The organism is Streptomyces sp. NPDC096079, from assembly GCF_040303145.1.
Lineage (GTDB): Bacteria > Actinomycetota > Actinomycetes > Streptomycetales > Streptomycetaceae > Streptomyces.
The window spans coordinates 80,350-96,611 of sequence record NZ_JBEOST010000005.1; the positions used below are offsets into that span (position 1 = coordinate 80,350).

Genomic DNA, 16,262 nt, shown 5'->3' on the forward strand with positions numbered 1-16,262 from the left:
GTGCGCCCCGTGCCGTGTGTGCCCGCACCCGGCCGAGGCGGTGCGCCCCGCGCTCGTGTGTGCCCGTGCCCGGGCGGGGCGGTGCGCCCCGCGCTCGTGTGTGCCCGTGCCCGGGCGGGGCGGTGCGCCCCGCGCTCGTGTGTGCCCGTGCCCGGGCGGGTCGGCGCGCCCCGCGCCCGTGCGTGCCCGCACCCGGCCAGGGCGGCGCGCCCCGCGCCCGTGCGCCCGCGCCCGGCCGGGGCGGCGTGCCCCGCGCCCGCGTGTGCCCGCGCCCGGCCGGGCGGTGCGCCCCGCGCCCGTGTGTGCCCGCGCCCTGGTGGGGCGGTGTCCACCGCCGTGTGGGCAGGTGTCCCGCAGGGCGGGACGGGTGGGCACACGGGACGGCGCCCTCTCGCGGCGCCTCCGCGTTCCGCGCCTTGACCCGCACCACAAGCGACGGTGCACCCGGGTGCGGGTCCAGGATCGGCAGCCTCTGGCGCCGGCAAGGGCGCCGTCCGTTGTGCCCACCCGTTCCGCCCTGCGGAACGCCTGCCCACAACGGGCGGGGCGCCAGCCCACAACGGGGCGGGGCGCCGGCCCACAACGGCGCGGCGCCGGCCCACGACCGGGCGGGACCCTACGACACGCGGCGGACCACGTACGCCGCCCCGCCCCCCGCCCAAGGGGACTCGCCCTCGTACGACTGGCCCCGCATCTCGCACCACGCCGGAATGTCGAGCCGCGCCGCCGCGTCGTCCGACAGGACCGTCACCGTCCCGCCCACCGGTACCTCTCCGATCACCTTCGCGAGCTCGATCACCGGGATCGGGCAGCGCTTGCCCAGGGAGTCCACGACGAGGGAGCCGGAGGGGGCCGGTGCGGACGGCGCGGAGACGGGGGCGCCCAGCCGTTCGCGTACCCCCGTCACCACTCCCGGCAGGACCGCGAGGAAGCGGTCCACGTCCTCGGACGAGGTGCCGGCCGGCAGGGACACCCGCACGTTCCCCTCGCTCAGCACCCCCATCGCGCGCAGCACATGGCTGGGCGTCAGCGTTGAACTCGTGCACGACGAACCGGACGAAACGGAGAAACCCTCCCGGTCCAGCTCCGACAACAGCGTCTCGCCGTCCACGTACAGGCACGAGAAGGTGACCAGATGGGGGAGGCGCCGCACCGGGTCGCCCACCACCTCCACGTCCGGCACCAGCTCCGGCACCCGCGCCCGGATCCGGTCCACCAGGACCCGCAGCCGCGCCCCCTCGGCCGCCGCCTCCGCCCGCACCGCCCGCAGCGAGGCCGCCGCCGCCACGATCGCCGGCAGGTTCTCGAAGCCGGGGGCCCGGCCCGACTCCCGCTCGTCGGACGGGCCTTGCGGTGCGAAGCGCACTCCCTTCCGTACGGCGAGCAGCCCGACCCCCGCCGGGCCGCCCCACTTGTGCGCGCTCGCCGCCAGCAGCGACCAGCCCTCCGGGACCGGGCCCCAGCCGAGCGACTGTGCGGCGTCCACGAGGAGCGGCACTCCGACGGCCCGGCAGGCCTCGGCGACCTCGGCGACGGGCTGTTCGGTGCCGACCTCGTGGTTGGCCGACTGGAGGCAGGCCAGGGCCGTGTCCGCGGCCAGCGCCGCCGCGAACGCGTCCGGGTCCACCGCCCCCGTGCGGCCGACCGGCACCTCGGTCAGCGTCCCGCCGGCCGCCGCGTGCGCCTCACCCGTGTGCAGGACGGAGGAGTGTTCGACCGCCGAGACGACGAGCCGGTTCCCGACACGCCGGCGTCCCGCGAGCGCCCCGGAGACACCGGAGTGAACCGCGCGCGTCCCCGAAGGAGTGAACACGAGCTCGTCCGGGCGGCACCCCACCGCCTCGGCGGCGGCCTCCCTGGCCGCGTCCAGGAGCAGCCGGGCCCGCCGCCCCTCCCGGTACAGCCGGGCGGGGTCGGCCCAGCCCTCGTCGAGGGAGGCGAGCAGCGCCTGGCGGGCGACGGGGTGCAGCGGAGCGGCGGACGCGGCGTCGAAGTACGGCATCCACCCACCGTAGAACGCGGCCCTCCACCCCCGGCGCCCCGGGCGTCCGCGCGCCACGGCGGGGCGCCCCCGCCCCCCGAGGGCCCTGGGGTGCCGCGGGGCAGGGCCGGCAGTCGCGCCCCCGGACCCGGGATCCACGCGCGCGCGTAGGCACGCCCCCTGCGCCCGGCCCCGCCTTCCCCCGCTCCGCGCCGCGCCCTCCCGTACCCCGCCCCCCATGCCCGCGGCCGGCCTCGGTGAGCCCCCGTCAGGGTCCTCTCCCCGTACGACGTCAGACGGCCGAACGGGCGCCTCCGGACCCCCTTCGGAACCCCGGAGTCCACCCCTTCGGGGACTCGGACGGCGCGTTGGGCACCCTCCCCGCGCGACCCCAAATAGCGTCCAGTAGGGTTTGGTCCGCATAAACATCCAAACCCCTGCCCGCGGCCGGGGCGGCGACCGACCAGCGAGACGGACGGCCGTGGCCGACCAACGCGGGCCGAGACTCTCGGGAAGGCGCTACGTGAGTCCCAACGGCTCCGACCGCTCGTCGCGGCGCCCGATGCGGCGGAAGCTGCCGCAGGTGCTGACTGCGGGCCTGATCCTGGCGACAGCCACGGGCTGCTCGTACAACTGGGAAGACTTCCCCCGCCTTGGTATGCCCACCCCCGTCACGGAAGAGGCGCCTCGGATCCTCTCCCTGTGGCAGGGCTCGTGGGCTGCCGCGCTCATCACCGGAATCCTGGTGTGGGGCCTGATCATCTGGTCCGTCATCTTCCACCGGCGGAGCAGGACCAAGGTCGAGGTACCCCCGCAGACCCGTTACAACATGCCCATCGAGGCCCTGTACACGGTCACCCCGCTCATCATCGTCTCCGTGCTCTTCTACTTCACCGCGCGCGACGAGTCGAAGCTCCTCGAGCTCACCCCGAAGCCGGCTCACACGGTCAACGTGGTCGGCTACCAGTGGAGCTGGGGCTTCAACTACGTCGAGGCCGTGCCCGGTGTGAAGGGCGACGCCAAGACGGACAAGAACCTCGCCGCGATCCCGGACAAGTTCCTCGAGGACTTCCCGGAGAACGCGGGCGGTGTCTACGACGCCGGCATCCCCGGCGACCGGAACCCGCAGACCGGCAACCCGGGCCCGACCCTGTGGCTGCCGAAGGGGGAGAAGGTCCGGTTCGTCCTGACCTCCCGTGACGTCATCCACTCGTTCTGGGTGGTCCCCTTCCTCATGAAGCAGGACGTCATCCCGGGTCACACCAACTCCTTCGAGGTGACTCCGACGCAGGAAGGCACCTTCCTCGGCAAGTGCGCCGAGCTGTGCGGTGTCGACCACTCCCGGATGCTCTTCAACGTCAAGGTGGTCTCCCCGGAGCGCTACCAGCAGCACCTGAAGGAGCTGGCCGAGAAGGGGCAGACCGGCTACATCCCGTCCGGCATCGAGCAGACGGACCCGGCTAGGAATGCGGAGAAGCACCAACTGTGAGCATCCACAACGAAACCCAGGGTGCCGCCGCAGCTGAGGACTCGTACGAGAACGAGCTTCCCGTACGGCGCAAGCAGCCCGGCAACGTGGTCATCAAGTGGCTCACCACCACGGACCACAAGACCATCGGTACGATGTACCTGGTCACGTCGTTCGCCTTCTTCTGCATCGGTGGCCTGATGGCGCTCTTCATGCGCGCCGAGCTGGCCCGTCCGGGTACGCAGATCATGTCGAACGAGCAGTTCAACCAGGCGTTCACGATGCACGGCACGATCATGCTGCTGATGTTCGCGACGCCGCTGTTCGCCGGATTCGCGAACTGGATCATGCCGCTGCAGATCGGCGCGCCCGACGTGGCGTTCCCGCGGCTGAACATGTTCGCGTACTGGCTGTACCTCTTCGGCTCGATCATCGCGGTGGCCGGCTTCCTCACCCCGCAGGGTGCGGCCGACTTCGGCTGGTTCGCCTACTCCCCGCTGTCGGACGCCGTCCGCTCGCCGGGTGTCGGCGCCGACATGTGGATCATGGGTCTGGCCTTCTCCGGCTTCGGCACGATCCTCGGTTCGGTCAACTTCATCACCACGATCATCTGCATGCGCGCTCCGGGCATGACGATGTTCCGCATGCCGATCTTCACCTGGAACGTGCTGCTGACCGGTGTCCTGGTCCTGCTCGCCTTCCCGGTCCTGGCGGCCGCGCTGTTCGCCCTGGAGGCGGACCGCAAGTTCGGTGCCCACGTCTTCGACGCCGCGAACGGCGGAGCGCTGCTCTGGCAACACCTCTTCTGGTTCTTCGGACACCCAGAGGTGTACATCATCGCCTTGCCCTTCTTCGGCATCGTCTCCGAGGTCATCCCGGTCTTCAGCCGCAAGCCGATGTTCGGCTACATCGGTCTGGTGGCCGCGACCATCGCGATCGCCGGTCTGTCCGTGACCGTGTGGGCGCACCACATGTACGTCACCGGTGGCGTACTGCTCCCGTTCTTCTCCTTCATGACGTTCCTCATCGCCGTACCGACCGGCGTGAAGTTCTTCAACTGGATCGGAACGATGTGGAAGGGCTCGTTGTCCTTCGAGACCCCGATGCTCTGGACGATCGGCTTCCTGGTCACCTTCACCTTCGGTGGTCTGACCGGCGTCATCCTGGCCTCGCCCCCGATGGACTTCCACGTCTCCGACTCGTACTTCGTCGTCGCGCACTTCCACTACGTCGTCTTCGGCACCGTGGTCTTCGCGATGTTCGCCGGCTTCCACTTCTGGTGGCCGAAGTTCACGGGCAAGATGCTGGACGAGCGCCTCGGCAAGATGACGTTCTGGACGCTGTTCATCGGCTTCCACGGCACCTTCCTGGTGCAGCACTGGCTCGGTGCCGAGGGCATGCCGCGTCGTTACGCGGACTACCTGGAGGCCGACGGCTTCACCACGCTGAACACGATCTCGACGATCTCCTCCTTCCTGCTCGGTCTGTCGATCCTGCCGTTCTTCTACAACGTCTGGAAGACCGCCAAGTACGGCAAGAAGATCGAGGTCGACGACCCGTGGGGCTACGGCCGTTCGCTCGAGTGGGCGACGTCCTGCCCGCCGCCGCGGCACAACTTCCTCACCCTGCCGCGGATCCGTTCGGAATCCCCGGCGTTCGACCTGCACCACCCTGAGATCGCGGCTGTCGACCAGCTCGAGAACAAGCCGCACGAGGCCGCGGCCCTCACGGGCAGCAAGGAGGCCGGCAAGTGAAGATCCAGGGCAAGATGTTCATCTGGCTGAGCGTCTTCATCCTTGCCATGGCGATCGTGTACGGCGTCTGGTCCAAGGAGCCGGTCGGTACGACGGCGCTCTTCCTGGCCTTCGGCCTGGCCATCATGATCGGCTACTACCTGGCCTTCACGGCCAAGCGTGTCGACGCGATGGCGCAGGACGACAAGGAGGCCGACGTCGCGGACGAGGCCGGCGAGGTGGGCTTCTTCGCCCCGCACAGCTGGCAGCCGCTCTCGCTGGCCGTCGGTGGCGCGCTCGCCTTCCTCGCGATCGCGATGGGCTGGTGGATCCTGTACTTCTCCGCCCCGCTGATCCTCGTCGGCCTGTTCGGCTGGGTCTTCGAGTTCTACCGCGGCGAGAACCAGAACCAGTAGCGGTACCCCGCTCCGCACCGGAGCACACCGAGGGGCCCGGACACTTCGTCACCGAAGTGTCCGGGCCCCTCTTTTGCAGCACTCGGCGCGCCGGTCGCGAGGAACGTATTTAGCGTGAAGTCATGAACGACACGCCGCGCATAAGGACTGTTCTGAGCTGCACTCTTCTGGCCGTCACCGTCACCGCGGGCGCCACCGCGTGCGCGGGCTCCGACGGGCACCCGCTGTCGGAGAAGGCCTACGACGCGGCCGACCAGCTCGCGGTCAGCGCTCCCGCCGACGGCGCCAAGGCGGACCCCGACAAGCCCTTGGAGATCACGGCCAAGGACGACGACGCCCGGATCACCGACGTCACCGCCACCGACGCCTCCGGCCACCACCTGGCCGGCGAACTCACCGCGGACGGACAGCGCTGGCGCTCCACGGCCGCCCTGGCCGCCGGTGCCCGCTACACCGTCCGGGTGGCCACCGAGGACGAGGACGGCGCTCCAGGCGCCCGTACGTTCACCTTCGAGACGGCTCCGGCCAAACGGGCCCTGACCGTGACCTTCGGCCCGCAGGCGGGCACGTACGGCGTCGGGCAGCCGATCACGGCGGAGCTCAGCCTCCCCGTCAAGGACCGCTCCGCCCGCGCGGTCGTCGAACGGGCCCTCAAGGTCCGCTCCACGCCCGCCGTGGAGGGCGCCTGGTACTGGGTGGACGACAAGAAGCTGCACTTCCGCCCGAAGGAGTACTGGCCGGCCGGGGCGCTCGTCACGGTCACCGGCAACCTGGACGGCCTCAAGGTCGGCGACAAGCTGTACGGCGGCGCCTCCAAGCCGCTGAAGCTCACCATCGGCGACCGGATCGAGGCCGTCACGGACGCCGGGTCGCACTACATGACGGTGAAGCGCAACGGAGAAGTGATCAATACCATCCCGGTGACCACCGGCAAACCCGGCTTCTCCACCCGTAACGGCATCAAGGTGGTGCTCGGCAAGGAGTACTACGTCCGGATGCGGGGCACCAGCATCGGCATCGCGGAGGGCAGCGACGACTCGTACGACCTGCCCGTGTACTACGCCACGCGGGTGACATGGAGCGGCGAGTACGTCCACGCCGCGCCCTGGTCGGTCGGCTCCCAGGGCGTCGAGAACGTCAGCCACGGCTGCGTCGGCATGTCGACGGGGAACGCGGCCTGGTTCTTCGAGACCGTCCGCCCCGGCGACCTGGTCAGCGTCGTCAACAGCTACGGCGACACGATGGACACCTTCGGCAACGGCTTCGGCGATTGGAACCTGACCTGGGACAAGTGGCGCCAGGGCAGCGCCCTGGTGGAGGCCGCGGCGAACCCCGTGACCCCCACCGAGAAGGCCCGTCTGAGGCCCTCGATCTGACTAACGCGCGCGTCCCGGCCCGCTCACGCGTCGATCGACAGGCGTGAGCGCAGCAGGGACGCCAGGGACGCCGCGAACTCGACCGGTTCCACCGGAAGGGTGACCGCGGCGTCCGCGCGGCTCCAGGTGGCCAGCCAGGCGTCCTGGGGGCGTCCGATCAGCAGCAGCACCGGCGGGCACCGGAAGACCTCGTCCTTGATCTGCCGGCACACCCCCATGCCTCCGGCGGGCACCGCCTCGCCGTCGAGCACGCACACGTCGATCCCGCCCTCGTCCAGCCGCTTGAGCACCGCGGGCAGCGTCGCGCACTCCACGAACTCGACCGGGGGAACGTCGGTCGCGGGCCTGCGTCCGGCCGCGAGCCGCACCTGCGCGCGGGTGTTCGCGTCGTCGCTGTAGACCAGGACCGTGGCACTCGACTGCATCGTTCCTCCGTGGGGAAGTCCGTGGGAAGGTCGTCGACCGATGCGCCGGATGCTACTCCGGTCCACACCCCGTCAACACCCGTTCAGCACCTGTTCGAACGGTGCTCCGGGGCCTCCGCGCTGGGCCGTTCGGGCTGGACACGCCCCCCTGACACTCCGAACGGCACCCCCCGGAGTGAGGGCGGGATAAGCGACCGACATAATGTCGGTCGTGGCGACAGTAACGACAGTAGAAACAGGGCACGCGCACCCGTCGGTCAATCGACCGAACCTCACCAGCGTCGGAACCATCATCTGGTTGAGCTCCGAGCTGATGTTCTTCGCGGCCCTCTTCGCGATGTACTTCACCCTGCGATCGGTGACGGGTCCCGAGTTCTGGGCGGAAAAGGCCTCGGCCTTGAACTTCCCCTTCTCGGCGACCAACACCACGATCCTGGTGCTCTCCTCCCTCACCTGCCAGCTCGGCGTCTTCGCCGCCGAGCGGGGCGATGTGAAGAAGCTCCGGACGTGGTTCATCATCACGTTCGTGATGGGTGCGATCTTCATCGGCGGCCAGGTGTTCGAGTACACCGAGCTGGTCAAGAAGGACGGCCTCTCGCTGTCCTCCGACCCGTACGGCTCGGTGTTCTACCTGACCACCGGCTTCCACGGCCTGCACGTGACGGGCGGTCTCATCGCCTTCCTGCTGGTCCTCGGCCGGACGTACGCCGCCAAGAGGTTCACCCACGAGCAGGCAACCGCCGCCATCGTCGTGTCCTACTACTGGCACTTCGTCGATGTCGTCTGGATCGGCCTCTTCGCCACGATCTACATGATCAAGTAATCGGCTCCGCCTCCGGGCGGACCGAGACATCCAGCAAGCATCGACGCAGAAGATCCTGACACCGGGGTAATCCGTGAAAAAGCTCTCCGCACGACGACGCCATCCGCTGGCGGCGGTCGTCGTCCTACTTCTCGCGCTGGCGGCCACGGGGGGGCTGTACGCCGCGTTCGCGCCCGCGGGCACGGCGAAGGCCGATGAAACCGCCCAGTCCCTCGCCATCGAGGAGGGCAAGAAGCTCTACTCCGTCGGCTGCGCCAGCTGCCACGGAACCGGCGGTCAGGGCACCACTGACGGCCCGTCCCTCGTCGGCGTCGGTTCGGCCGCGGTCGACTTCCAGGTCGGCACGGGCCGTATGCCGGCCCAGCAGCCGGGCGCCCAGGTCCCGAAGAAGAAGGTCATCTACTCGCAGGCTGAGATCGATCAGCTCGCGGCGTACGTCGCCTCTCTCGGTGCCGGTGCGATCACGCCGACCGAGGGCCAGTACAGCCCTGACGGTGCCGACATCGCCCGTGGTGGCGAGCTGTTCCGCACCAACTGTGCCCAGTGCCACAACTTCACCGGTGAGGGTGGCGCGCTGACCTACGGCAAGTACGCCCCGAGCCTCGAAGGCGTGAGCCCGAAGCACCTCTACGAGGCCATGCAGACCGGCCCGCAGAACATGCCCTCCTTCCCCGACACGACCATGCCGGAGAAGGAGAAGAAGGACATCATCGCGTACGTCCAGGCCGTCAACAGCGACAAGGCCGACAACCCGGGCGGTCTCAAGCTCGGTGGCCTCGGCCCCGTCAGTGAGGGCCTGTTCGCCTGGGTCTTCGGTCTGGGTGCGCTGATCGCAGTTGCCATCTGGGTCGCGGCCCACACCGCTAAGGCCAAGAAGTCATGAGTAGCCAAGAGATTCCAGAAGAGAACCTGCCGGCAGGGCAGGACACCGCGCACGGCGCGGTGAAGGTCGCCGACGACCCGTTCGCCGACCCGGGCCTCCCGCCCCACAAGCCCCGCATCCAGGACATCGACGAGCGGGCCGCCCGTCGGTCCGAGCGCACGGTCGCCTTCATGTTCACGCTGTCGATGCTGGCCACCATCGGCTTCATCGCCTCGTACGTGATCTTCCCGGTCGACAAGATCGTGTACATCTGGCCCCTCGGCCGGGTGTCCGCGCTCAACTTCGCCCTGGGTCTGACCCTCGGTGCCGCCCTCTTCTTCATCGGCGCGGGCGCGGTCCACTGGGCCCGCACCCTGATGTCCGACGTCGAGGTCGCCGACGAGCGTCACCCGATGGCGGCGTCGCCCGAGGTCAAGGCGAAGGTCATGGCGGACTTCGCGGCCGGTGCCGCGGAGTCGGGCATGGGCCGCCGCAAGCTCATCCGCAACACGATGTTCGGCGCGCTGTCGCTCGTACCGCTCTCCGGCATCGTCCTGCTGCGTGACATGGGCCCGCTGCCCGAGAAGAAGCTCCGGGTCACCCTGTGGTCCAAGGGGCTCCAGCTCATCAACATGAACACGCACGAGCCGCTGCGTCCCGAGGACGTCGCGGTCGGCTCGCTGACCTTCGCGATGCCCGAGGGCCTCTCGGAGCACGACGAGCACTTCCAGACCGAGATCGCCAAGGCCGCCCTGATGATCGTCCGGATCCAGCCGGAGGACATCAAGGACAAGCGCGAGCTCGAGTGGTCGCACCAGGGCATCGTCGCGTTCTCGAAGATCTGCACCCACGTCGGCTGCCCGATCTCCCTGTACGAGCAGCAGACGCACCACGTGCTCTGCCCGTGCCACCAGTCCACCTTCGACCTCTCCGACGGCGCCCGCGTCATCTTCGGCCCGGCCGGTCACGCCCTCCCGCAGCTGCGGATCGGCGTGAACGACAAGGGCTTCCTGGAGGCGCTCGGCGACTTCGACGAGCCCGTCGGTCCTGCCTTCTGGGAGCGCGGATGAGCACCGTGACCGAAACGAAGAAAGCACCCGCCGGCGAGCGGGTCGCGGACTGGGCCGACGGCCGCCTGGGGATCTACACGCTGGCCAAGGCCAACATGCGGAAGATCTTCCCGGACCACTGGTCCTTCATGCTGGGCGAGGTCTGCCTCTACAGCTTCCTCATCATCATCCTGACGGGCGTCTACCTGACGATGTTCTTCCACCCGTCGATGAACGAGGTGGAGTACGTCGGACCGTACGTCCCGCTCCAGGGACAGCTGATGTCCGAGGCGTTCAACTCGACCATGCACATCTCCTTCGAGGTGCGCGGTGGTCTGCTCATCCGGCAGATCCACCACTGGGCGGCGCTGATCTTCCTCGCCGGCATGTTCGTGCACATGATGCGCGTCTTCTTCACCGGCGCGTTCCGCAAGCCGCGTGAGATCAACTGGCTGTTCGGCTTCCTGCTGTTCTTCCTGGGCATGTTCACCGGCTTCACCGGTTACTCGCTCCCGGACGACCTGCTCTCCGGCACCGGTGTCCGCTTCATGCAGGGCGCGATCCTGTCCGTGCCGGTCGTCGGCACGTACCTGTCGATGTTCCTGTTCGGCGGCGAGTTCCCCGGCGGCGACTTCGTCGCCCGGTTCTACTCGGCGCACGTGCTGCTGCTCCCCGGCATCATGCTGGGCCTCGTGGTCGCCCACCTCATCCTGGTGTTCGTCCACAAGCACACGCAGTTCGCCGGCCCCGGCCGGACGAACAACAACGTCGTCGGCATGCCGCTGCTGCCCGTGTACATGGCGAAGGCCGGAGGCTTCTTCTTCCTGGTCTTCGGTGTCATCGCGGTCATCGCGGCGATCGCCTCGATCAACCCGATCTGGGCCATCGGCCCGTACCGCCCGGACCAGGTGTCCACCGGCGCCCAGCCCGACTGGTACATGGGCTTCGCCGAGGGTCTGATCCGTGTCATGCCGGGCTGGGAGATCAACCTGTGGGGCCACACGCTGGTCCTCGGCGTGATGATCCCGCTGGCGATCTTCCCGGCGGTCCTCGCGGCGATCGCGGTCTACCCGTTCATCGAGTCGTGGATCACCGGCGACAAGCGCGAGCACCACATCGCGCAGCGCCCGCGCAACGCTCCGACGCGCACCGCCTTCGGTGTCGCCTGGATCACCGCGTACATGATCATGCTCGTCGGTGGTGGAAACGACCTCTGGGCGACCCACTTCCACCTGTCGCTGAACTCGATCACCTGGTTCGTGCGGATCTTCTTCTTCGCCGGCCCGGTCATCGCCTTCGTCGTCACGAAGCGGATCTGCCTCGGCCTCCAGCGCCGCGACAAGGACAAGGTGCTGCACGGCCGCGAGTCGGGCATCATCAAGCGCCTGCCGCACGGTGAGTTCGTCGAGATCCACGAGCCGCTCAGCCAGGGCGAGCTGCACCGCCTCACCGCGCACGAGCAGTACGAGGCCGCGGAGCTTCCGCCGGCCGTCGACGACAACGGCGTGGAGCGCAAGATCGGCGCCATGGAGAAGCTGCGGGTCAAGCTCAACAAGGGCTACTACGGCGACGACAGCCAGATCGCCAAGCCCACGGTCGAGGAGTACAAGGAGATCCAGAGCGGCCACGGCCACCACTGATCACCTGAACACCTGACCTTGTAGGTCGCCACGGCGAGAGCCCCGTCCATTCGATGGACGGGGCTCTTTGCCGTCCCCGGAGGTCGATAGGGTGGGACCGTATCCGTCACGTGATCATCAGGAGCTGCCATGAGCGCTGCGACCCCCGCTGGAGGACCTACCACGGCGGGCCGCTCCTGGCCCGTCCTGCTGAACGGCCTGCTCGACGGCAAGGACCTCTCCGCCGACGACACCGCCTGGGCGATGGACCTGATCATGAGCGGCGAGGCGACCGACGCGCAGATCGCCGGGTTCATGGTGGCGCTGCGTGCCAAGGGCGAGACCGTCCAGGAGATCACCGGCCTGGTGCGGACCATGTACGCGCACGCCAACGTGATCGAGGTGCCGGGTCCCGCCGTCGACATCGTCGGCACCGGCGGCGACGGCGCCAAGACCGTGAACATCTCCACGATGGCCTCGATCGTCGTCGCCGGCACGGGCGCCAAGGTCGTCAAGCACGGCAACCGGGCCGCCTCCTCCGCGTCCGGCTCCTCCGACGTCCTGGAGAAGCTCGGCATCAACCTCGACCTGACCCCGCGCCGGGTCGCCGAGGTCGCCGAGGAAGCCGGCATCACCATGTGCTTCGCCGTGAAGTTCCACCCCTCGCTGCGGCACGTCGCCGCCGCCCGCGGCCAGCTGGGCATCCGGACCACCTTCAACGTCCTCGGCCCGCTCACCAACCCGGCCAAGGTGCGGGCCCAGGCCGTCGGCGTCGCCGACCCGCGCATGGCCCCGGTCGTCGCCGGGGTCTTCGCCGAGCGCGGCAACTCCGCCCTCGTCTTCCGCGGTGACGACGGCCTCGACGAGCTGACCACCACCTCCACCTCCCGCGTCTGGGTGGTCAGGGACGGCGGCGTCACCGAGGAGCGCTTCGACCCCAGGGACGTCGGCATCGACCTCGTGCCCCTGGAGGCACTGCGCGGCGCCGACGCCTCGTACAACGCCGACGTGGCCCGCCGGCTGCTCGCGGGGGAGACGGGTCCGGTACGGGACGCCGTGCTGCTCAACGCGGCGGCGGCGCTCACCGCCCTGGAGCCCGGCGCGGGCACCCTCGTGGAGCGACTCGGCGCGGGCATCGCGAAGGCGGCCGAGTCGGTCGACTCCGGTGCGGCCCGCCGCACGCTGGAGCGGTGGATCGCGGCCAGCAACGCCTGAGCCCGTGTGAACGGCGCGTGTCGGCCCCGTCCCGGATGGCGGGACGGGGTTGCGGCGTCGTGATCGCCTGGCATAGGTTCGGGAACAGGTCATGAGTGACAGCTGCAAGGCCCCGGCCGGCTGTCCGGCAACCCTCCGTCCGTGGCGGGGTGCCCCGGGTGAAGACCAGGTCGTACGGCAGAAGCCTGCGGCAAGCGCGGACCCCTGCGCGTCACCCTGGGGTCCTTGGTCCTCTAGGGAGCGTCGTCTCGTGAGCAAGCGAATGCGTTAGGGCCCTTCCGGCCCCTCTTCCCCTCATCACCCGTACGTGGCGCGGCCCTTCGCGCGCTGCTGCCCTGCGGGCCCTTTCACGCCTTTTCGCGCCCCTTTTATGCCGGGAGATACCGCCATGTCCGCACGCCCGAACGCCGCCACCGCCACCGTCGACTCCGCCGCCGCCGACTCCGCCGACCCCTGCTGCGCCGCCCCGCTGCCGGTCCTCGGCCGGGACGTCACCGTCCCGCTCGTCACCGGCGGCGAGGTCACCTACGCGGCGCTCGACTACGCGGCCAGCGCTCCGGCGCTCCAGCGGGTCTGGGACGACGTGGCCGCCTACGCCCCCTACTACGGCAGCGTCCACCGCGGGGCCGGCTACCTCTCCCAGCTCTCCACCGACCTCTTCGAGAACAGCCGCGCCACCGTCGCCGAGTTCCTCGACTGCCGCCCCGGCGACCAGGTCGTCTTCACCCGCTCCACCACCGACTCGCTCAACCTGCTCGCCGCCACGGTCCCGGCAGGCTGCCAGGTCTTCGTCTTCGAGACCGAGCACCACGCCTCGCTGCTGCCCTGGAGGGACGCCCGCGTCACCTACCTCAACGCACCCCGCACCCCGCAGCAGGCCGTCGAGACCCTGGAGCGCGCCCTCGCCGACCGCGACCCCTACGGCCCCGCCCTCGTCTGCGTCACCGGCGCCTCCAACGTCACCGGCGAGCTGTGGCCGGTGAAGGAGCTCGCCGCCGCCGCGCACGCCCACGGCGCCCGGATCGTGCTCGACGCCGCCCAGCTCGCCCCCCACCACCCGGTCTCCGTCCGCGAACTCGACGTGGACTGGGTCGCCTTCTCCGGGCACAAGCTGTACGCGCCCTTCGGCTCCGGCGTCCTCGCCGGCCGTGCCGACTGGCTCCAGGATTCCGAGCCCTACCTCGCGGGCGGCGGCGCCTCCCGCAAGGTGGCCCGCCGGGCCGACGGTGGTGTGGACGTGGAGTGGCACACCACCGCGGCCCGGCACGAGGCGGGTTCGCCGAACGTGATCGGCGTCTACTCGATCGCCTCCGCCTGCAAGGCGCTCACCGAGGCCGGCTTCGACTCCCTCGTCGCCCGCGAGCAGCACCTGATCGACACGGTCCGCGCGGGCCTCGCCGAGGTGCCCGAGGTGCGGGTCCTCTCGCTCTTCGGCGACGACGCGCCCCGCGTGGGCGTCATCTCCTTCGTGGTGGAGGGCTGGAACAGCTCCCACTTCGCCGCCGCGCTCTCCGCCGAGTACGGCATCGGCGTCCGTGACGGCCTCTTCTGCGCCCACCCGCTGGTCCGCACGCTGCTCGGCAGCGACCCGCAGGACCCGGGCGAGTGCGGCGCGCCCGAGGCGGCGCCCGGGGAGCGTTCGCTCAACGCCATCCGGGTGAGCTTCGGCGCCGGTACGCCGGACGAGCACGTGGAGCGGTTCGTCGGCGCGGTGAAGGAACTCGTCCGGGACGGCGCGCAGTGGAAGTACCGCACCGAGGACGGCCGCTGCGTCCCGGACCGCGGCTGATCAGTCACTCGTACGGGTGAAGGGGGCCTCCCGGTCGGGAGGCCCCCTTCAGTGCTGCCGCGCGTCCGGCGTCAGGACTCCAGGCCGATGGCGAAGGCCGCCTCCAGATCGTGCTGGGAGTACGTCCGGAACGCGACGTGCGTGTCCGTGGCCTCGACGCCGGGGATCTTGCTGATCCGGCCGGGGATGACGTCCGCCAGGTCGTCGTGGCGCGGCACCCGGACCATGGCGATCAGGTCGTACGTACCGGTGACCGAGAAGACCTCGCTGACGCTGTCGAGCGCGGCGATCGACTCGGCGATCTCGGGGATGCGGTCCACGCTGGTCTTGATGAGCACGATCGCGGTGATCACGGCTGGCTTTCTCCCTCGGTCGCCGCGGCTGGGGCTTTCACTCTATCCCCACCGCGGAACCGCCCCCAGGCGTAGAGGAAGCCGACGCAGAAGCCCACCACATGGGCCAGATAGGCGACCCCGGGCCCCGCGCCCGCCTCCCGCGCGGCCAGCCACTGGAGCGTGAACCAGAAGATCAGCACGATCCAGGCGGGGAAGCGCAGCGGCAGGAAGAACAGGAAGGGGAAGAGGCTGGTGACCCGGGAGCGCGGGAAGAGGAAGAGGAAGGCCCCGAGCACCGCCGAGATCGCCCCGGAGGCGCCGACCAGGGTCTGCTCGCTGTCGGCGTGCGCCACCGCGTACCCGAGCAGGGCGACGTAGCCGGTCCCCAGATAGAAGAGGCAGAACTCGACGGGCCCCATGCGTTCCTCGGCCATCGCGCCGAAGACGTACAGGAAGAGCATGTTTCCCAGCAGATGGAGCCAGCTGCCGTGGACGAAGAGCGCGGTCAGCGGGGTGAGCAGGGCCCGGGGGTCGCCGCCCATGAGCTCCGCGGGCACCACGCCCCAGCGGCGGAAGTAGTCGCTCTGGGCGGCCAGGAGCGCGTCCCCCGAGCCGTACCCCGGATGGAGTCCGGAGACCGGGCTGATCAGGAAGAGCAGGCAGCAGGCGGCGATCAGCCCGTACGTCACCGTGGGTCCGCCGCGGACACCCCGCCAGGCTCCGAGGGCCGCGCCCCGCCAGTCGATCATGGACAGATCATGGCGTACCGGGGCCGAAGTGGACAGAGTGCCTCGCCGTGCCCTGCCCTCCCCGCGAGGCCGTAGGGTTACGGGCACCACCGACCGCAGTTCGACGGCGCACCGCGGCTCCCGCACCTGAGTACCACGCAACAGGAAGAAGGACGGCACCGATGACGACGGTTCCCCTGCCGACCGACGAGACCCGCTGGCGCTGCACGCTCTGCGGCAATCTGACCCGCTTCGACGTGACCCGGTCCTCCAAGGTCGTGGAGTACGTCCATCTGGACCTCGCCGGTGACCCGACGGTCGAGGAGCGGCAGGTGGTCAGTGAGACCATCGAGTCGGTCCGCTGCCGCTGGTGCAACGCGGTGGACCAGATCGAACTGGTGGACAGGCCGGGCGCCGCCTCCTGAGGGACGGCGCGGACGACA

The 16,262-nt window shown here is 69.9% G+C and carries 15 protein-coding genes and 1 riboswitch; of the genes, 11 read left to right on the forward strand and 4 right to left on the reverse strand.

Annotation, left to right across the window (positions count from 1 at the left end):
• Window positions 1-616: 616 nt before the first annotated feature.
• Window positions 617-2,002, reverse strand: coding sequence for a cysteine desulfurase/sulfurtransferase TusA family protein (locus ABTY59_RS12770; RefSeq protein WP_352018940.1), 1,386 nt, complete (start codon window positions 2,000-2,002; stop codon window positions 617-619).
• A 502-nt stretch (window positions 2,003-2,504) separates the two neighbouring features.
• On the opposite strand from ABTY59_RS12770, the gene ctaC reads away from it, so the two are divergent.
• The 4 genes from ctaC (at window position 2,505) to ABTY59_RS12790 (ending at window position 6,974) form a co-directional block, all read left to right on the forward strand.
• Entirely contained in the window at window positions 2,505-3,470 is a 966-nt protein-coding gene (ctaC, locus tag ABTY59_RS12775; protein ID WP_352018941.1) for an aa3-type cytochrome oxidase subunit II, read from the forward strand.
• Entirely contained in the window at window positions 3,467-5,203 is a 1,737-nt protein-coding gene (gene ctaD / locus ABTY59_RS12780; protein WP_352018942.1) for an aa3-type cytochrome oxidase subunit I, read from the forward strand. The genes ctaC and ctaD overlap by 4 nt, the downstream gene beginning before the upstream one ends.
• Window positions 5,200-5,598: a cytochrome c oxidase subunit 4 gene (locus tag ABTY59_RS12785; RefSeq protein ID WP_352018943.1), complete on the forward strand. Its 399-nt coding sequence runs from the start codon at window positions 5,200-5,202 to the stop codon at window positions 5,596-5,598. Before ctaD ends, ABTY59_RS12785 begins: the two co-directional genes overlap by 4 nt.
• Before the next feature lie 122 nt (window positions 5,599-5,720).
• The gene (locus ABTY59_RS12790) at window positions 5,721-6,974 is read left to right on the forward strand and encodes a L,D-transpeptidase (protein ID WP_352018944.1); all 1,254 of its coding nucleotides are present in this window, start codon (window positions 5,721-5,723) and stop codon (window positions 6,972-6,974) included.
• 23 nt (window positions 6,975-6,997) lie between these two features.
• On the opposite strand, the gene ABTY59_RS12795 is transcribed toward ABTY59_RS12790, so the two are convergent.
• Complete coding sequence (locus ABTY59_RS12795; protein ID WP_189802204.1) at window positions 6,998-7,399, reverse strand: DNA-binding transcriptional response regulator; 402 nt, start codon at window positions 7,397-7,399, stop codon at window positions 6,998-7,000.
• A 202-nt stretch (window positions 7,400-7,601) separates the two neighbouring features.
• On the opposite strand from ABTY59_RS12795, the gene ctaE reads away from it, so the two are divergent.
• The 6 genes from ctaE to ABTY59_RS12825 all read left to right on the forward strand — a co-directional run bounded on the left by ctaE (window position 7,602) and on the right by ABTY59_RS12825 (window position 14,756).
• Window positions 7,602-8,222 (forward strand): aa3-type cytochrome oxidase subunit III, encoded by a 621-nt coding sequence (gene ctaE, locus ABTY59_RS12800; protein ID WP_352018945.1) that lies wholly within the window; start codon window positions 7,602-7,604, stop codon window positions 8,220-8,222.
• A gap of 73 nt (window positions 8,223-8,295) precedes the next feature.
• On the forward strand, window positions 8,296-9,105 hold the full coding sequence (gene qcrC / locus ABTY59_RS12805; RefSeq protein WP_352018946.1) for a cytochrome bc1 complex diheme cytochrome c subunit: 810 nt from the start codon (window positions 8,296-8,298) through the stop codon (window positions 9,103-9,105).
• Window positions 9,102-10,154: a cytochrome bc1 complex Rieske iron-sulfur subunit gene (qcrA, locus tag ABTY59_RS12810; RefSeq protein WP_352018947.1), complete on the forward strand. Its 1,053-nt coding sequence runs from the start codon at window positions 9,102-9,104 to the stop codon at window positions 10,152-10,154. The genes qcrC and qcrA overlap by 4 nt, the downstream gene beginning before the upstream one ends.
• Window positions 10,151-11,773, forward strand: a complete 1,623-nt coding sequence (gene qcrB / locus ABTY59_RS12815) for a cytochrome bc1 complex cytochrome b subunit (RefSeq protein WP_352018948.1) — start codon at window positions 10,151-10,153, stop codon at window positions 11,771-11,773. The genes qcrA and qcrB overlap by 4 nt, the downstream gene beginning before the upstream one ends.
• A gap of 129 nt (window positions 11,774-11,902) precedes the next feature.
• On the forward strand, window positions 11,903-12,967 hold the full coding sequence (gene trpD / locus ABTY59_RS12820) for an anthranilate phosphoribosyltransferase (RefSeq protein WP_352018949.1): 1,065 nt from the start codon (window positions 11,903-11,905) through the stop codon (window positions 12,965-12,967).
• 87 nt (window positions 12,968-13,054) lie between these two features.
• Window positions 13,055-13,170: riboswitch (SAM riboswitch) on the forward strand.
• A 185-nt stretch (window positions 13,171-13,355) separates the two neighbouring features.
• Window positions 13,356-14,756, forward strand: coding sequence for an aminotransferase class V-fold PLP-dependent enzyme (locus ABTY59_RS12825; protein WP_352018950.1), 1,401 nt, complete (start codon window positions 13,356-13,358; stop codon window positions 14,754-14,756).
• 71 nt (window positions 14,757-14,827) lie between these two features.
• On the opposite strand, the gene ABTY59_RS12830 is transcribed toward ABTY59_RS12825, so the two are convergent.
• Window positions 14,828-15,109 (reverse strand): Lrp/AsnC family transcriptional regulator, encoded by a 282-nt coding sequence (locus ABTY59_RS12830; protein WP_017238849.1) that lies wholly within the window; start codon window positions 15,107-15,109, stop codon window positions 14,828-14,830.
• Complete coding sequence (locus ABTY59_RS12835; RefSeq protein ID WP_352018951.1) at window positions 15,106-15,840, reverse strand: rhomboid family intramembrane serine protease; 735 nt, start codon at window positions 15,838-15,840, stop codon at window positions 15,106-15,108. The genes ABTY59_RS12830 and ABTY59_RS12835 overlap by 4 nt, the downstream gene beginning before the upstream one ends.
• A gap of 161 nt (window positions 15,841-16,001) precedes the next feature.
• On the opposite strand from ABTY59_RS12835, the gene ABTY59_RS12840 reads away from it, so the two are divergent.
• On the forward strand, window positions 16,002-16,244 hold the full coding sequence (locus ABTY59_RS12840; RefSeq protein ID WP_055644001.1) for a hypothetical protein: 243 nt from the start codon (window positions 16,002-16,004) through the stop codon (window positions 16,242-16,244).
• Window positions 16,245-16,262 lie beyond the last annotated feature (18 nt).